Below are 16,245 nucleotides of genomic sequence, written 5' to 3'. Positions count from 1 at the left end.
CTCACGCACTGCTCAATGATAGTCACTCTCCGCAACTCTCGTCCCGTGAACGAGACGATCCAACTCCCGCCCCTCCGCGAGAGGTTCTTCCGCCGGGAACGGCGCTCCGTGCCGGCCGCGCGGCTGTTCGCGACGGAGACCCTCGCCGGGTGGGGGCTCGCCGGCACCGAGCGGGCCGACGACGTGCTGCTCTGTGTCAGCGAGCTGGTGACCAACGCGCTGTTGCACGGCGTACCGCCCGGCCGTCAGTTCCTGCTGTTCCTGCGGTATGACGGGCAGGTGATCCACGTCGAGGTGCACGACAGCGGGCCCGGGGTGCCCCGGGTGGTCGAGCCGGAGGGTGAAGGCGGGCGGGGGCTGTTGCTGGTCGCCGCGCTGAGTGACGACTGGGGTGTCCGGGAACGTCCGCTCGGGAAGGCCGTGTGGTGCGAGTTCGTCAGCTCGGGTCGCGGTCCCGGACATAGACGGTGACTCGCGCCCCGTTGACGTGCGTCGTCCCGTACTCGCGGAAATGGCGCCGCAGGGTGCTTGTTTTCGCTTCGTTCTGCGGGTCGGTCGGCGCGGGCGCACCCGCCGGGTCGCGGACTGCGACGATCCGGTCGAATTCCAGCATGCGTGCCGCTATTTCCTGGGCGGGAAGCTCGACACCTGCAAGGGTGTTCGACGAAACGGGGTCCTGAGCCAGGGCCAGATCCGTCAGGGAACGGGTGTCCTCGGGGTCGGCCGCTGTCCAGGCCCGGTACCGGCCGGAGACATAGAGCAGCCCGTCGCCGGGACGGCCTTCCTCGCGTACGGCGTCGCCGATGGCGGTGGCGTCATTGCTCCGGCTCTGGGGCGTCCTCAGCGACAGGCTCGGCTGGACGAGCGCGGCGAGTGCGACGACCGCCGCGGTCCACGCGATCCACGCGTTGTGGGAAGCCCGCTGCCGCCGATGGAAGTAGTCCATCCAGGCGCCCAGCAGCAACGCGATTCCGATATTGCCGAAGAGCACATACCGGTCGACGAAAAGGGGCTTGACCAGTGAGGTGATCAGCAGCAGAAGCCCCGGAAGCACAAGGATCGGCACAGCCAGTGCGGAAAGCGGCACGGGCCCCCTCCTCCCCAGAGGCGCCAGGGCACACACCACGCCCACGACCGCCCCGACCACGAAATACTGAAGCCGCACCGGTCCGCCGATCCAGGACACCTGCTCCGACTGCCCGGCACTGAAGATCGCCAGCGGCGCCAACCCGGCCACCACCCCCGCGGCAGCCGCACTCCACGCTCTCAGCACCGGTCGTGGAACACGGGAGACGACCAGGGTGACGCCGTGTGCGACCAGGGCGAGGACCGCGAACTCATGGAGAAGACAGGCCAGCAGCATGGTCGAGCCGTAGACCGCCCACCGCCACCGGGCGCGCTGCGGAACGCTGACCACGAGCGCATAGGTCGCCCAGGTGACCAGGGCGCAGACCATGGCGTACGAGCGGCCTTCCTGCGCGTACTTCTGTACCTGGGGAAGGAGCGGGAACACCAGCCCCGCCAGCAGCCCGACACGGGGTCCCGCCAGGCGTAGCCCCAGAAGCCCGACTCCGCTCGCCGCCACCGACATCGCCAGCACGGACGGCAGCCGCAACGTCAGCAGCCCTCCGCCGAAGAGACCGAAGATCCCGTGCATCACGGCGTAGTGGAGGGCATGGACCAGATCAATGTGCTGGGCGGTGAGCCAGATCTGCGAAAGATCGCGGTGCGCGACCTGATAGGTGACGGCCTCGTCCCCCCACATCGTGTTCTTCCTGCGGATGCCCCAGAGCCCCAGAGCGATGGTCAGGGTCAAGGGCACGATGACGACAACGGCTCCGGCCGGGCTCGGTGCTCGTCGACGGGCGGGTACGGGAGGGAGGACCGCCTCGTCCATGGCGGGGGCACGTTCATCAACGGACATCGGTGGCAGGGCCTTTCAGCAGTGGCGAAGAAACGCCGCCAGCGTGCCGGGACCTCGTTGACCGGATGCTGATCCAACCTGACCGGACGATCAGGAAGGCGGGCCCGCGTTGTGCGAGGCTGCACCGCATGCGCATCCTGGTGGTCGAAGACGAGGTGGACCTCGCCCACACCCTGCACACCGGTCTGACCGCCGAGGGCTACAGCGTCGACCTCGCCCATGACGGCCGGCAGGGACTGTGGATGGCCAGGACCGGTGAATACGCCCTTGTCGTACTGGACTTGATGCTCCCCGGACTCAACGGCTACAAGGTCTGCGCCCAGTTGCGCCGGGAGGGCAACGCGACCCCCATCCTGGTGCTCACCGCCAAGGACGGGGAATGGGATCAGGCGGAGGCCCTGGACACGGGGGCCGACGACTACCTGGCCAAACCCTTCTCCTACATGGTGCTCGTCGCACGGCTGCGGGCCCTGGTCAGACGGGCTGCCGCGGTCGCCCCGCCCGTCCTCGCCGTGGGCGACCTCTCGTTGGACGTCGCCGGCCGGGTCTGCCGCCGGGCCGGGACCCGAGTGGAACTCACACCCCGGGAGTTCGCCGTACTGGAACTGCTGGCCCGCCGGGCGGGCCAGGCGGTCTCCAAAGCGGATCTGCTCTATCACGCATGGCCCGACGAAGCCCTGGATCCCAACCTGGTGGAGGCGCGCGTCAGCGCACTGCGCAAGAAGGTGGACGCCGCGTTCGACCGGCAGTCCCTGCAGACCGTACGGGGCACCGGCTACCGACTGGTGGACGACCGTGAACGCGACTGAGCCGCGACGCCGCTGGTGGCCGCGCTCGGTACGGGCCCGTACGGCCCTGGCCGCCGCTTCGACCGCCGCCGTCATCCTGCTCGGCATCGGCTGGTGGGTGCACCACGAGGTCTACCGCCAGAGCACGCAGATCGCCGAAGACCAGGCCAAGGCACAGCTCTGGGCTCTCTGCGATCAGTTGAGCCAGGGTGTCGTTCCCGACTCCACAAGCACCGTGCCGTACGAGGTCGTCGCGACCGGCCGACGCGGCGCTGTCGCCTATGGCGGAGGCATGGCCGACTTCGATCCCGGCACCCACCACGTGATGCCCGCCCCGCCGAAAGCCCTGCGGGTCGAACGCATCACCACCGTCCGCCTGCCTGCGAACCCCGACTACGACCCCAGTGACAAACTCTCCGTGGCCGGTGGGACCCATCGGGTCGTCACATCCGACATCGAGGCCGATGAACTGAGCAGCGCCAAAGCCGCCGCTCTGGGCGTCGCCGCCGATGCCAAGCTGCGGGTCTATGTCGTGGTGCTCCCGAACACGGCCGAGGCGATCGCCAGGACCACCGACGGCCTGCTGCTGTGGGCCGGGCTCGTCGGCCTCGTACTGATCGCCGCCGTCACCTACTTCGCCGTCCGCATCGCGCTGCGGCCGGTCGAAGCCATCCGCGTCCTCACCGCCTCGGTCACCGCGAACGACCCCCGCGAACGCGTCACCGTCCCCGCCTCGGGACACGAGATCACCGCCCTGGCCACCACCATCAACAGCACCCTCCAACGCCTCGACAACGCCGCAGCCCAGCAACGCCGCTTCGTCGCGGACGCCGCCCACGAACTGCGCAGCCCCCTCACCACCCTGCTGGCCAGCCTGGAGGTCGCGCTCGCCTACCCGGAACGCACCGACTGGCCCGCCGCGGCCACCACCGCCGCACGACAGACCCGCCGCCTCCAGGCCCTCGCCGAAGACCTGCTGCTCCTCGCCCGCCTCGACACCCGTGCCCCCACAGCCGATCCCGAGACCGTCGACCTGACAGCACTCGCCTCCCGGTTGGCCGAGCAATACCCGCTCACCGAACGACCGTTGACCCTCACCTGCGACAGCACCACCCCCGCACGCGCACACGGAAACCCCGACGAATACGAACGGCTGCTGCGCAACCTCGTCGACAACGCCGCCCGCCACGCCGCCCACCGCATCCAGATCACCGTCCGGAACGAGGACGACTGGGTCGTCCTCACGGTGCACGACGACGGACCGGGCGTGCCCACCGAGGACGCCGAGCGCGTCTTCGAACGCTTCGTCCGGCTCGACGACGCCCGCTCCCGCGACCACGGCGGCACCGGCCTGGGTCTCGCCATCGCCCGCGACCTGGCCCACCGCCACGGGGGCACCCTCACCCTCACCCCCCGGACCCTCGGAGCATGCTTCCAGCTGCGTCTTCCCCGGGCCCCCGCCGGTCTGCCGTGCTGAGGCCGGTGAGGCCGCTCAGAGCTTCTCGGGCGTCCGGATGCCCAGCAGGGCCATGCCCTGGTGCAGCGTGCGGGCCGTGACATCGCACAGGAAGAGACGGTTCCCCACCTGCTCCGGCGTCTCGGCCTTCAGGACCGGGCACTTGTCGTAGAAGGCCGTGTAGAGCGACGCCAGCTGGTACAGGTACGCCGCCACCTTGTGTGGGGCGTACTCCGCCGCCGCCTCGAAGACCGTGTCGCCGAACGCGTCCAGGTGCAGGCCCAGCGCCCGCTCCGCCGGGTGCAGTTCGAGCTCCGGGTGGGCGGCCGGGCGTACGTCGCCCGCCTTGCGGAGGATCGACTGGATACGGGCGTACGCGTACTGGAGGTAGACGGAGGTGTCGCCGTTCAGCGAGACCATCTGGTCCAGGTCGAACTTGTAGTCGCGGTTCGCCGACGTCGACAGGTCCGCGTACTTCACGGCGCCGATGCCGACCTGGGCGGCCCGCTCCTGGATCTCGTCCTCGGTGAGGTCCTGCGCCTTCTCCCGGACGACCTCGGCGGCCCGCTGCACCGCCTCGTCCAGCAGGTCCTCCAGCCGTACGGTCTCGCCCTCACGCGTCTTGAACGGCTTGCCGTCCGCGCCCAGCACCGTGCCGTAGCCCATGTTGTGCGCGGTGACGTCGTCGGTGAGCCAGCCCGCCCGCCGGGCCGTCTCGAAGACCATCTTGAAGTGGAGGGACTGGCGGACGTCCACGACGTAGATCAGCGACGTGGCGTGCAGGTCCTGGACCCGGTTGCGGATCGCGGTCAGGTCCGAGGCCGCGTAGCCGAAGCCGCCGTCGGCCTTCTGGACGATCAGCGGGACCGGCTGGTCGTCCTTGCCCCGGATGTCGTCGAAGAAGACCACGAGCGCGCCCTCGGAGCGGACCGCGACGCCCATCTCCTCCAGGATGCGGGCGGTCTCGGGCATGCCGTCGTTGTACGCCGACTCGCCGACGATCTCGTCGTCGCGGATCTCCATGTCGAGCTTCTCGAAGACCGAGTAGAAGTAGACCTTCGACTCGTCCACGAACTGCTGCCAGAAGTCCAGGGTCTCCTTGTCGCCCGACTGGAGGGCCACGACCCTCTTGCGCGCCCGCTCCTTGAACTCCTCGTCCGCGTCGAAGACCGCGCGCGACGCCTTGTACACCCGGTTCAGGTTCGACATGGCCTGCTCGCCGTCGACCTCCGACGCCGGCGCCAGCTCACCCGGGTGCTCCAGCAGGTACTGGATGAGCATGCCGAACTGGGTGCCCCAGTCGCCGATGTGGTGCCGGCCGATCGTCTGCTCGCCGGTGAAGTCGAGCATGCCGCGCAGCGCGTCGCCGATCACCGCCGACCGCAGATGGCCGACGTGCATCTCCTTGGCCACGTTCGGCTGGGCGTAGTCGATGACCGTGATGCCGGGGTCCGCCTTGGCCGGTACGCCGAGACGGTCGCCGTCCGCGTACCGCGCGGCGAGGTTCTCGGTGATCGCCTTGTCGGTGAGGGTGATGTTGAGGAAGCCGGGGCCGGAGACCTCGATGTCCTTGATCACATCACCGGTGGTGATGCCGGAGACGACCTGCGTGGCCAGGTCCCGGGGGTTGGCCTTGTTCTTCTTCGCGAGCGCCAGGATCCCGTTCGCCTGGTAGTCCGCCCGGTCGCTACGTCGCAGCAGCGGGTCCGCGTCGGCCCCCGGCAGGGCGGCGGAGATCGCGGAGGTGAGCTGCTGCTGGACGGAGTCGCTGAGGGACGTGACCGAGGCCATGAGGTGGGTGCCGTTCCGCTCGTAGGGCTATGGAAAACGACACCAGTCTCCCACGCGGGCGGACGGGCGGTCGCATGGATTCCCGCCCGCCCGCGTGGGCGACGCGTCAGGCCGTCGGCGCCAGCGCCACCGCCGTGAGCGCCGGGGCGGACTCGGTGCCGTCCGCGTACACGGCCGTCACCCGGTAGTAGACGGCGGTGCCGGCCGGAGGATCCTCGTCGCGGTAGTGGCGGAAGGAGTCCGTGTTCGGATTCTCCAGCGCACCCTCCGCGATCCGCTCGTACGCGCCCGTGGAGCGGTCCCAGCGGTAGACCCGGTAGCCGGTGGCGCCGTCGAGCGTGTCCCAGTTCAGGGCCACGTCACCGGCGTTCTCCAAGGCGTCCAGGCCGGTCACCGGGGAGCCCGGCGCGGTCGCCTCGGCGGGCCGGGTGTCCTGCTCGGTCGCGTAGACGGTGACGGCCTCGGTGTAGTTGTTCGAGCCGTCCACCGCGCGCAGCTCCCAGCAGCGCTCCTCGCCGTCCGGCAGGCCCTCGGTGTCCTGGAAGGACGTGGCGTCGCCCGCCAGGGTCGTCGAGCCGCCGCCCGCGCAGGTGCGCACCCCGTCGACCGTCTGGGGACTGCCCGCGCGCACCCAGTAGGAGCGCACGTCGGCGGCGGTGGAGCTGTCCCAGCGCAGGGCCGTGCCCCATGGCTCGGGGGTGGCGGCGAAGCCGGTCGGCAGTGGCGGGGCGGTGGTGTCCTCGTAGCGCACGGCCTTGAAGTCGGTGGAGGTCACACCGTTCGCGGCGACGGCCAGCGCGGTGACGTAGCGGTCCGACGAGCCGCCGAAGTCGGTGAGGAAACAGCGGTACTCCACCCACGCGTCGTCGCGGTAGATCTCCTCGGGCGCGCAGGCACGCAGGTTCGTGCGGACCGTGGAGGCGCTGCTGCCGGAATACACCCGGAAGCCGCCGCTGTGGTCGTTGTCCGCGGCGACCCGGATGTGCAGCTCCGGTCGGCCGTTCGCGTCCGGGCGCAGATAGACGGGCAGGGCGGGCGCCACCTGCCGCCGGGAGGTGATCTTCGCCGGGGCGGAGCGGTGACCGGCCGCGTCGACGGCGTACACGGTGTAGGTACGGGTGACGCCCGGCTTCGCCGTCGTGTCGTGGTACGCGGCGGCCGTGGCCGTGCCGAGGAGAACCGGCTGCTCGCTGCCGTCGGCGCCGTACACCTCCCAGCGCACGGTGTCGTCCGACGGCACGTTCCAGGCCAGCGCGACCTCGTCGGTGTCCGCCGTGGCCGCGAGGCCCGTCACCGCGCCCGGCGCCGTCAGATCCGGTGTGGTCACCGCGACCGGAGTGGTGCGCGCCGAGGTGTTCCCGGCGGTGTCGGTGGCCGTCGCCGCGTAGTAGTACGTCTGCTTCTCGGCGGCCGTCTCGTCGTACAGGTACTGCTCACCCGGCGTCTGCCGCAGGTCCATGGTGGCGACCTTGGTGAACGGGCCGGCCGCCGCCGTGGCACGCCACAGCGTGAAGACGGGGCCGTCGGCCGGCTGCACCTGGCCCAGCCAGACGTTGACGCGCGGGGTGCCCAGGTCGTCCGACACCGACACGTCGGAGGCGCGCACGTCCGGGACCGCCGGGGCCGTCTTGTCCGGAGTGGTGACGTAGGGGCCGCAGGCGGTGGCGCCGTAGTTCGTCCACCTGTCGACGGCCTGGACGCAGAACCGGTACTTCCGGCCGTCCCTCGGAAGCGTGTACGAGGCGGTGGTGCCGGTCGTCGTCCAGCGGGACACGCCACCCGTCGTGGTCTCCAGCAGGACCCGGTAGTGGGCGATGTCCAGCTCGCGGTTCTTCCTCCAGCCGGCGCTCGCCCTGCTGGTCGCCGCGTCGTACGTGGTGGTGATGCCGGTCGGGGCGAGCGGCGCCCTGCTGTCGACCGAGGCGGGCCAGGTGAACTTCACCCGGGACGGGCCCGTCCAGTTCACGTGGTCGACGCGTACGGTGTGGCTGCCCGAGCCGATGCAGAACGTGCCCGGGACGCTGTTGCCGGTGTCACCGGTGTTGGTCCACTTGTTCACCTTCCGCACGCCGTCCACGTACAGCCGCAGGCCGTCCGTGCCGGACAGGCGGTAGGTGAAACAGCCGCCCGAACCGAAGTCGCGGGTGAGCGACCAACGGACACCGAAGTAGTTCGTGGCCATCCCGGAGAGCGGAGCGCCCGACCAGTACTGGTCGATCGTGGCGTCGCAGTCCGTCTTCTTCGGCGTGCCGGAGAACGAGGTGTTCGCGTAGAACGTCCGCTTGAATGTGGTGTCGCCGCAGGTCACGGCAGCCTCGGCGGCGGGCGCCGCGAGGACGAGGCAGACCGTCGGCAAGGTCATCGCGAGTCCGGCCGCCCCCACGCGCAGCCCGGCCCGGAATCTGTCTGTGATCACGATGAGAGGACATCCGTGGGGCGCGTGGGGTTGTACGGCGGGCCAATCCGTTTTCCGACAGGAACCGGCGCGGGTGACAATGGGCGACGGGGCCCGTCGGAGCATCGGCGCGGCTCCGAGGACGTAGCTCCACGACGTACCAGAGACGTACCAGAACAAAGAGGAAAGAAGGACGTGCCGACCGTGGCTGACAGCAGCGCCCAGAGCGCCCAGCACGCCGACTGGGTCTCCCGTTTCGCGGATGAGGTCATCGAGGAGTCGGAGCGTCGGGCCCCGGGCACGGTGACATCACTCGCTACCGCTCCGGTGGTCGTCGTCGCGTCCGGACTCTCCCCCTCCGGCCCCATCCACCTGGGCAACCTCCGCGAGGTCATGACCCCGCACCTCGTCGCCGACGAGATCCGCCGCCGCGGCCACCAGGTCCGCCACCTGATCTCCTGGGACGACTACGACCGCTACCGCAAGGTGCCCGCCGGGATCGCCGGGGTGGACGAGTCCTGGGCCGAGCACATCGGCAAGCCGCTGACCTCGGTGCCCGCGCCGGCCGGGTCGGCGTACCCGAACTGGGCCGAGCACTTCAAGGCCGCGATGGTCGAGTCGCTGGCCGAGCTCGGCGTGGAGTTCGACGGGATCAGCCAGACCGCGCAGTACACCGCCGGGGTCTATCGCGACCAGATCCTGCACGCCGTCGCCCACCGCGGTGAGATCGACGCGATCCTCGACCAGTACCGCACCAAGAAGGCGCCCGCCAAGCAGTCCCAGAAGCCGGTCGACGAGGCCGAGCTGGAGGCCGCCGAGGGCTCCGGCGCGGCGAGCGAGGACGACGGCAGCTCGGGCGCCGGCGCTGTCGGCTACTTCCCGTACAAGCCGTACTGCGGCAATTGCGAGAAGGACCTCACCACCGTCACCGCCTACGCCGACGACACCACCGAGCTGACCTACGCCTGCACCGCCTGCGGCTTCTCCGAGACCGTCCGGCTCGACGAGTTCAACCGCGGCAAGCTCGTCTGGAAGGTCGACTGGCCGATGCGCTGGGCCTACGAGGGCGTCGTCTTCGAGCCGAGCGGCGTCGACCACTCGTCGCCGGGGTCCTCCTTCCAGGTCGGCGGGCAGATCGTCGGGATCTTCGGCGGCAAGCAGCCCATCGGGCCGATGTACGCGTTCGTGGGCATCTCCGGCATGGCGAAGATGTCGTCCTCGCGGGGCGGCGTGCCCACTCCGGCCGACGCGCTCAAGATCATGGAGCCGCAGATCCTGCGCTGGCTCTACGCCCGCCGCCGCCCCAACCAGTCCTTCAAGATCGCCTTCGACCAGGAGATCCAGCGGCTCTACGACGAGTGGGACAAGCTCGACGGCAAGGTCGCCGACGGGTCCGCGCTGCCGGGCGACGTCGCCGCGCACTCCCGCGCCGTGCGCACGGCCGGCGGTGAGCTGCCGAGGACGGCGCGCACGCTGCCGTACCGGACGCTCGCGTCCGTCGCGGACATCACCGCCGGGCACGAGGACCAGGCGCTGCGGATCCTCAGCGAGCTGGACCCGTCCGACCCGCTCGCCACGCTCGACGAGGCCCGCCCGCGCTACGACAAGGCCGAGGCCTGGATCAACACGCACGTCCCCGCCGACCAGCGGACCGTCGTACGCGAGCAGCCCGACGCCGAACTCCTGAAGTCCCTCGACGAGGCCTCCCAGCAGTCCCTGCGGCTGCTGCTCGACGGGCTCGCCGAGCACTGGTCGCTCGACGGGCTGACGCACCTCGTCTACGGCGTTCCGAAGGTGCAGGCCGGCTTCCCCGTCGACGCCACCCCCAAGGAACTGCCCGCGGAGATCAAGACCGCCCAGCGGACGTTCTTCGCGCTGCTCTACCACCTGCTCGTCGGGCGCGACACCGGGCCGCGCCTGCCCACGCTGCTGCTCGCGGTGGGGCAGGAGCGGGTGCGGGGGCTGCTCGGGGAGTGACGGCCTGACGAAAGCGCCCGGTGCCGTGAGGTACCGGGCGCTTTCTTTCTTGTGGCTTACGCGATGTGCTCGTCCGCGAGTTCCGCGTTGAGACGGTTGGAGAAGCGGTTCACCATGCGCTTCGACTCGGCCTCGGGGAGCGTGATGCCGTACGTCGCCTCGACGTCGGCGATGAACGCCTTGGGGGTCGGCGCGCCGTTCCCGCCCTTGATCGACTCACGGAAGACCTGGTAGTACGCGTCCTCGTCCGGCTCCGGGGTGCCGCCGCCCCCACCCAGTTCGCGGGTGCGGCCCGGGACCACCGGGATGGGGAACGTGCCGGTCTCCTCCGGGGCCGGTTCCTGGCCGGGGGCCGGGGGTTCCTCCTCGTACTGCTCGCGGTACTGCGTGGCCTGCTGCTCCTGCTCGTACCACTGGGCGTACTGGTCCGAAGGGTCGTACGTGGGGTCGTAGTCGGGGTTGTAGCCGCCGTGGTACTCGACCTCTTGCGGGGGTGTCTGGAACCAGGGGCTCTGGTCGGGCCCGGGCTCGGGTTCGTACAGGGGTTGCCCGGAGGGCTGGTCGCCGCCGAGGTATCCCCGCTGCTCGCTGGGAGGTGCCGCTGCGCCCACCCGTGCCGCCCCAGCGGCACGACTGCCCGCAGCTGCCGGCGGCAGCTCCTGGTGTGGGGGGGACGGGGGGAGGACTGCTGGTTCTATGCCTGCTGCTGCCAGGCCTGCTGGGGCCGTTTCTGCCAGGGGGACGCCGTAGCGGGCCAGGCGGAGGGGCATCAGGGACTCGACCGGGGCCTTGCGGCGCCAGGCCCGGCCGAAGCGGGAGCGCAGACGGGCCTGGTAGACGAGACGTTCCTGCTCCAGCTTGATCACCTGGTCGTAGGAACGGAGCTCCCACAGCTTCATACGGCGCCAGAGGAGGAAGGTCGGGACGGGGGAGAGCAGCCAGCGCGTGATGCGCACGCCCTCCATGTGCTTGTCCGCCGTGATGTCCGCGATCCGGCCGATCGCGTGCCGGGCGGCCTCCACCGCGACCACGAACAGGATCGGGATCACCGCGTGCATGCCCGTACCCAGCGGGTCCGGCCAGGCCGCCGCGCCGTTGAAGGCGATCGTGGCCGCCGTCAGCAGCCACGCCGTCTGACGGAGCAGAGGGAACGGGATCCGGATCCAGGTCAGCAGCAGATCCAGGGCGAGCAGGACGCAGATACCCGCGTCGATGCCGATCGGGAACACATACGAGAAGTTCCCGAATCCTTTCTTCAGAGCCAACTCGCGCACGGCCGCGTACGAGCCGGCGAAGCCGATGCCGGCGATGATCACGGCGCCGGTCACGACCACGCCTATGAGAACGCGGTGCATCCGAGTCAGCTGGATTGGCGCGGCCACCTACTCCCCTCCCCTTGCGTGTTCTTGCGCGCAACAGGGTGGCACATGTGTGCGGCGCACGTGTTGCCGGATCGTCAGCTCCACTCAGCGTTTGGTGGCCGAGGCCTTCGCCGTCGTCTTCGAGACCGAGTTCGTGGCGGTGCTGGAGGGGGTCTTGGACGCCGTCGCGTTCGGGGTCGCGGAGGCGGACTTCGACGCCGACTTGGTGGGGGTCGGGCTCGTCGTGGCGCCCGAACTGCCGCCGCTGCCCTCGCCGTTGGCGGACTTCACCGCGGCCACGACCTCCTGGGCGGCCTTCTTCGCGGACGCCGTGAGCGTGTCCGCGCTCGGCGTCTTCTCGCCGGCCAGACCGGCGCCGTTGTAGTCGAGCGTGATGACGACGTTCTCGACCCGGGCCACGACCGTCTGCTGCTTGAAGGCGCCCTCCTTCTTCTTCAGGTCGTAGCGCACCACCGTCGCCTCGTCGCCCGTCCCGGTGACCGTCTCCGTCTTGGCGTTCTTCGCACCCGACACCGTCTGGGCGGCTTTGACCTGCTTCGCGTAGTACGTCTCCGCCTGTGACTCGGCATCACCGGTCGCCGCGTCCGACTCGAACCGCAGCAGGGAGACATTGAGCCAGCGGAACTGCGAGCCCTTCACCCCGTTGTTGTCCAGGCTCGACCAGGAGCAGCTGGTACGGGCGCCGGTGTCGGAGGAATCGCCTTCCTTGCCGGAGGACGTCCCCTTCGGCACCAGGCCGGTCAGCGTCTTCTTCGACAGCACCTTGCAGGCACTCGGCAGACTCGCGTACGCCGCCGCCTGCACGGTGGGAGAGGAACTCACGGCGACATCACCGGTGCCGCCCGCACCCTGCGCGTCGTCCGCCGCGGTGGTGCTGGAGCCAGAGTCCGAGTCGGAGTCCGAGGAGCACGCCGCCGCGAACACCATCACGGGCACCGCGAGCGCGGCGGCCAGGACGCGGTTCAGGCCTCCCATGCGGGTGGCGCGCTGGTCAAACTGGTCGTCTCGCTGGGCTCGTCGCTGCATGGTTCCTTCACTCATGACGCTCGTGGTTCCTGCGGTCGGATCGGGTCCGAGGGGCCACGGTACGCGGTGAGGCAGCTGTGCGGTTCCGCTTCACCCGCTTTGCGGACCCGCCGCGGACACGCCCCGAAGGCCGTTATCCGGCCAGGGAGTCGGCCAGCTGAGAAGCCAGTTTCCGGGCCTTGTCCTGCATTTCCTCGCTGTCCGGGACGGTTCCGACCGTCGCCGGCTGCTCCTCGTACTGGATGGTCACGATCACGTTGGACGTGCGGAACGCCACAGTCACCGTGCGCTGCTTCACCGTCGAACCCGAGCTGCTGAGCGCGTCGTCGACGAACGCCTCGTCACCGAGGTCGTCCAGGAGACGGGGCTGGAGGTCGGTGGGAGTGGCGGAGGGGGACGCGGAGGACGAGGCGGAGGACGAGGCGGAGGAGGAAGGGGACGGGCTCGACGAACCGGATGGACCGGGCGAACTGGGTGAACTGGACGCGGGGCTCTCCGTGGTGGACTCGGAGGCCGTCGGCTCCGGGAGGTCTGCTGCGGTGACCTTCCTCGCGAACAACTCCTCCGCCTCGTCGTCGTCGCTGACGGAGTTGTCGTAGGAGACGACGCGTTCGAGGTCGACGAAGAGGTGGTTGGTGGCGTCCGTCGACTGCACCTTCCAACGGCAGCCGACCTTGCGGTCCGTGTCGAACGTCGGCGACGCCTCACCCTCGTAGGCGGTCTCGCGCTGCCGCTCGTCGGCGAGTTCCTTGATGCCGGGCAGGAGGGAGCCGAGGGTCGACTGCCCGATGGCGCTGCAGGCTTCGGGGAGGGTCGTGTACTTGCCGGGCTGCGCGGTGGCGGAGGTCGTGCCCGCCTCGCCGGGGTTGGAGTCGTCCGTGGAACCGCCGTTGTCCGAGCTGCCGGTGCAGCCGGCCAGCAGCGCCGCGAGGAGTGCGGCGACGCCGGGTACGTAGGCCTTCCGGTGCACGGTCGGCTCCTCTCGACGGTTCGCGTGGTGATCGGTGGCGATCGGGTGGCGATCTTGGTCCAGTGTCCCCGCTGGTTAATCGCTTGCCGGACGGGGGCGGCCCCAGCAGACAATGTGTATCGCACGCAACACCGTGGACGCCGGTCCGTTGTCCCATTCGTTTGACCTTGGCGCCGGTTTTGCGAGTTGAGACTTCTGCTGTGAATCCGGGGGATTGGGGACGATATGTCGTACGTGGAAATGCCGGGCGCGAAGGTACCGATCCGGATGTGGACCGATCCGGCGTCGGTGGAGGACGGGGCACTCCAGCAGCTGCGCAACGTCGCCACCCTGCCGTGGATCAAGGGCCTGGCGGTCATGCCGGACGTCCACTACGGAAAGGGCGCGACGGTCGGGTCGGTCATCGCGATGCAGGGTGCGGTGTGTCCGGCCGCGGTCGGCGTCGACATCGGCTGCGGGATGTCGGCCGTCAAGACGTCCCTGACGGCGAACGACCTGCCCGGTGACCTGTCGCGGCTCCGCTCGAAGATCGAGCAGGCGATTCCGGTGGGGCGGGGGATGCACGGGGATCCCGTGGATCCGGCCCACCTGCACGGGTTCGGGACCGCGGGGTGGGACGACTTCTGGGGGCGGTTCGACGGGGTTGCGGAGGCGGTGAAGTTCCGGCGGGAGCGGGCGGCTTTGCAGATGGGAACACTTGGCTCGGGGAATCATTTTGCGGAACTCTGTATAGATATGCAGAATGCTGTGTGGCTGATGCTCCACTCCGGATCCCGGAACATCGGGAAGGAACTGGCTGAGCATCACATCGGTGTGGCCCAGAAACTTCCGCACAACCAGGGTCTCATCGACCGTGACCTTGCGGTCTTCGTGGCGGACACTCCGCAGATGGCGGCCTATCGCAGCGATCTGTACTGGGCGCAAGAGTATGCGAAGTACAACCGCTCCATCATGATGGCGCTCTTCAAGGACGTGATCCGCAAGGAGTTCAAGAAGTCGAAGCCGACCTTCGAGCCGGAGATCTCCTGTCACCACAATTACGTGAGCGAGGAGCGGTACGAGGGGATGGACCTGCTCGTGACCCGCAAGGGGGCGATCCGGGCCGGCTCCGGTGAGTACGGGATCATCCCCGGCTCCATGGGCACCGGTTCGTACATCGTGAAGGGGCTCGGAAACGAGAAGTCCTTCAACTCGGCCTCGCATGGCGCGGGTCGGCGCATGAGCCGCAACGCGGCCAAGCGGCGCTTCTCGACGAAGGACCTGGAGGAGCAGACACGGGGTGTGGAGTGCCGTAAGGACTCCGGCGTCGTGGACGAGATCCCGGGTGCCTACAAGCCGATCGAGCAGGTCATCGACCAGCAGCGGGATTTGGTACAGGTCGTGGCGAAGCTGAAGCAGGTTGTCTGTGTGAAGGGTTAGCCCGGGGGGTGTTGCACCGTGCCTCCCTGCGCTGGCTAGTTGGGAAGAGGGGCAACGCCGTCGAGTAATTTTGTGAGGCGGGCGCGACAGGCATTCTGGGAGTGGCCCAACTCGGCACAGGCTTCGTCAATGGACTGCGCATACAGGAGGATCTTGTCCTTGTCGGACGTCCACTCGATGCGTTCGGGACCAGGCTTCTTGGCTGGCGGACGAACCCAGTTCATGATCCTCTCGGCAACCGCCTGCTTGCGCCTCAGGGAGATGCAGTTCGGGTAGTAGAGGTGAGAAGTCAGCGCTTGCGCGGCCTTGCCTGCATAAAAGATGTTGTAGGCATTGTCCCGCTTGTTGCGGCGGGGGTGGCGCACGGCCCCAGTAACCGTCTGTGCGTACCAGCACATGTAGGCGCCGATGGCTGTGCTACTCGTACTCAAGGAGATGAAGGGAATGTCACGGCTGGTGAAGCCGACTGACCCGTCTGCGTCGATGATGCCTCGCAGATAGTCGCGTTGTGAGAACTCGCCGAGCGGTGGGGAGATCGTTTCCGACTTCCGCCCGTAGGGCAGGCCGAGTCCATTGAGATTGGTCCTGGCTTCGAGGGAGCACAGACTCCAGATCGCTGTGTGGGAAGTCTTGGCGAAGTTTGTGGAGCGGGTGCGCTGCCTGACGCTGCTGTAGTACGGCGTCAGTTTCTGGAATTCCCGTAGGAGATCAATGTCCCGTGCGTTGATTTCAACGCTCAACCGGCCTTTCTTCCCGGGGCCTTGCTTGAGATGCCCATCCGCCTGCAGAAACCCGAACATGTACGCGTACTCGGGGATCGTCAGGTCCATGAACCGGTGGGCGTTAGGCTCGCAGTCAGCCATGAGGAAGTCCTACCTTCCTTGCTGGTCAGGCCTTCGCCGGGGATGCCGCCCCGGCGGGGGCCGTTGTCTTGGCGTTCTCTTGCGAGGCTAGATCGCCAGTTTGCCCTCCGGCCGGGTGATCGATGACGTTCACTCGGATGGGTTTAGGAGAGCCGTTTCTTCAGCGGCGTGACCCTGTGCGGGCGGTTCGGAACCGTGGGGGTGCGAACTGGTGTCTTAGGTTGGCCAGTTCGGCTCGTTGACACGGGGGTGTC

At 69.0% G+C, this 16,245-nt stretch carries 12 protein-coding genes; 5 read left to right on the top strand and 7 right to left on the bottom strand.

From position 1 onward, the window contains the following. Positions 1–45 precede the first annotated feature (45 nt). Positions 46–471 (top strand): ATP-binding protein, encoded by a 426-nt coding sequence (locus tag ACLZN2_RS34075; protein ID WP_416983279.1) that lies wholly within the window; start codon positions 46–48, stop codon positions 469–471. Here the strand turns inward: ACLZN2_RS34075 and ACLZN2_RS34070 are convergent. Beyond that, entirely contained in the window at positions 437–1,924 is a 1,488-nt protein-coding gene (locus ACLZN2_RS34070) for a glycosyltransferase family 39 protein (protein WP_416983277.1), read from the bottom strand. The two genes, ACLZN2_RS34075 and ACLZN2_RS34070, sit on opposite strands and share 35 nt — an antisense overlap. 128 nt (positions 1,925–2,052) lie before the next feature. Between ACLZN2_RS34070 and ACLZN2_RS34065 the strand changes: the two genes are divergently transcribed. Together ACLZN2_RS34065 and ACLZN2_RS34060 are read left to right on the top strand one after the other, a co-directional pair. Beyond that, a complete protein-coding gene (locus ACLZN2_RS34065; RefSeq protein WP_416983276.1) occupies positions 2,053–2,733 on the top strand; it encodes a response regulator transcription factor in 681 nt (226 codons plus the stop codon). Continuing rightward, positions 2,720–4,189 carry a sensor histidine kinase gene (locus ACLZN2_RS34060; RefSeq protein ID WP_416983275.1) on the top strand — a complete coding sequence of 490 codons (1,470 nt, stop codon included), beginning with the start codon at positions 2,720–2,722 and terminating at the stop codon, positions 4,187–4,189. The genes ACLZN2_RS34065 and ACLZN2_RS34060 overlap by 14 nt, the downstream gene beginning before the upstream one ends. 15 nt (positions 4,190–4,204) lie before the next feature. On the opposite strand, the gene argS is transcribed toward ACLZN2_RS34060, so the two are convergent. Together argS and ACLZN2_RS34050 are read right to left on the bottom strand one after the other, a co-directional pair. Beyond that, the gene (argS, locus tag ACLZN2_RS34055; RefSeq protein ID WP_416983274.1) at positions 4,205–5,959 is read right to left on the bottom strand and encodes an arginine--tRNA ligase; all 1,755 of its coding nucleotides are present in this window, start codon (positions 5,957–5,959) and stop codon (positions 4,205–4,207) included. A 106-nt stretch (positions 5,960–6,065) separates the two neighbouring features. After that, on the bottom strand, positions 6,066–8,375 hold the full coding sequence (locus ACLZN2_RS34050; RefSeq protein ID WP_416983273.1) for a PA14 domain-containing protein: 2,310 nt from the start codon (positions 8,373–8,375) through the stop codon (positions 6,066–6,068). Between the two features lie 183 nt (positions 8,376–8,558). Here ACLZN2_RS34050 and lysS point away from each other — a divergent pair, with 183 nt between their 5' ends. Continuing rightward, positions 8,559–10,331: a lysine--tRNA ligase gene (lysS, locus tag ACLZN2_RS34045; protein ID WP_416983272.1), complete on the top strand. Its 1,773-nt coding sequence runs from the start codon at positions 8,559–8,561 to the stop codon at positions 10,329–10,331. 56 nt (positions 10,332–10,387) lie between these two features. Here lysS and ACLZN2_RS34040 read toward each other — a convergent pair whose 3' ends face one another. From ACLZN2_RS34040 to ACLZN2_RS34030, 3 genes are all read right to left on the bottom strand, one after another. Continuing rightward, on the bottom strand, positions 10,388–11,713 hold the full coding sequence (locus ACLZN2_RS34040; protein WP_416983271.1) for a DUF2637 domain-containing protein: 1,326 nt from the start codon (positions 11,711–11,713) through the stop codon (positions 10,388–10,390). Positions 11,714–11,797: 84 nt separating this feature from the next. Beyond that, on the bottom strand, positions 11,798–12,754 hold the full coding sequence (locus ACLZN2_RS34035; RefSeq protein ID WP_416983270.1) for a DUF3558 domain-containing protein: 957 nt from the start codon (positions 12,752–12,754) through the stop codon (positions 11,798–11,800). 118 nt (positions 12,755–12,872) lie between these two features. Further along, positions 12,873–13,709 carry a DUF3558 domain-containing protein gene (locus ACLZN2_RS34030; protein WP_416983269.1) on the bottom strand — a complete coding sequence of 279 codons (837 nt, stop codon included), beginning with the start codon at positions 13,707–13,709 and terminating at the stop codon, positions 12,873–12,875. 225 nt (positions 13,710–13,934) lie between these two features. Between ACLZN2_RS34030 and ACLZN2_RS34025 the strand changes: the two genes are divergently transcribed. Then, on the top strand, positions 13,935–15,128 hold the full coding sequence (locus ACLZN2_RS34025; RefSeq protein ID WP_416983268.1) for an RtcB family protein: 1,194 nt from the start codon (positions 13,935–13,937) through the stop codon (positions 15,126–15,128). A 35-nt stretch (positions 15,129–15,163) separates the two neighbouring features. On the opposite strand, the gene ACLZN2_RS34020 is transcribed toward ACLZN2_RS34025, so the two are convergent. Beyond that, the gene (locus tag ACLZN2_RS34020) at positions 15,164–15,958 is read right to left on the bottom strand and encodes a hypothetical protein (protein ID WP_416983267.1); all 795 of its coding nucleotides are present in this window, start codon (positions 15,956–15,958) and stop codon (positions 15,164–15,166) included. Positions 15,959–16,245: the final 287 nt, after the last annotated feature.

Origin of the sequence: Streptomyces sp. T028 (assembly GCF_048159505.1) — a bacterium.
GTDB lineage: Bacteria > Actinomycetota > Actinomycetes > Streptomycetales > Streptomycetaceae > Streptomyces.
The sequence above is the reverse complement of the archived record's forward strand: the minus strand, read 5'-3'. Positions and strand labels throughout refer to the sequence as shown.

Coding starts and splice junctions, on each gene's coding strand:
- argS (WP_416983274.1), bottom strand. CDS start 5,959: ATGGCCTCGGTCACGTCCCTCAGCGACTCCGTCCAGCAGCAGCTCACC.
- ACLZN2_RS34065 (WP_416983276.1), top strand. CDS start 2,053: ATGCGCATCCTGGTGGTCGAAGACGAGGTGGACCTCGCCCACACCCTG.
- ACLZN2_RS34035 (WP_416983270.1), bottom strand. CDS start 12,754: ATGAGTGAAGGAACCATGCAGCGACGAGCCCAGCGAGACGACCAGTTT.
- ACLZN2_RS34025 (WP_416983268.1), top strand. CDS start 13,935: ATGTCGTACGTGGAAATGCCGGGCGCGAAGGTACCGATCCGGATGTGG.
- ACLZN2_RS34020 (WP_416983267.1), bottom strand. CDS start 15,958: ATGGACCTGACGATCCCCGAGTACGCGTACATGTTCGGGTTTCTGCAG.
- ACLZN2_RS34070 (WP_416983277.1), bottom strand. CDS start 1,924: ATGTCCGTTGATGAACGTGCCCCCGCCATGGACGAGGCGGTCCTCCCT.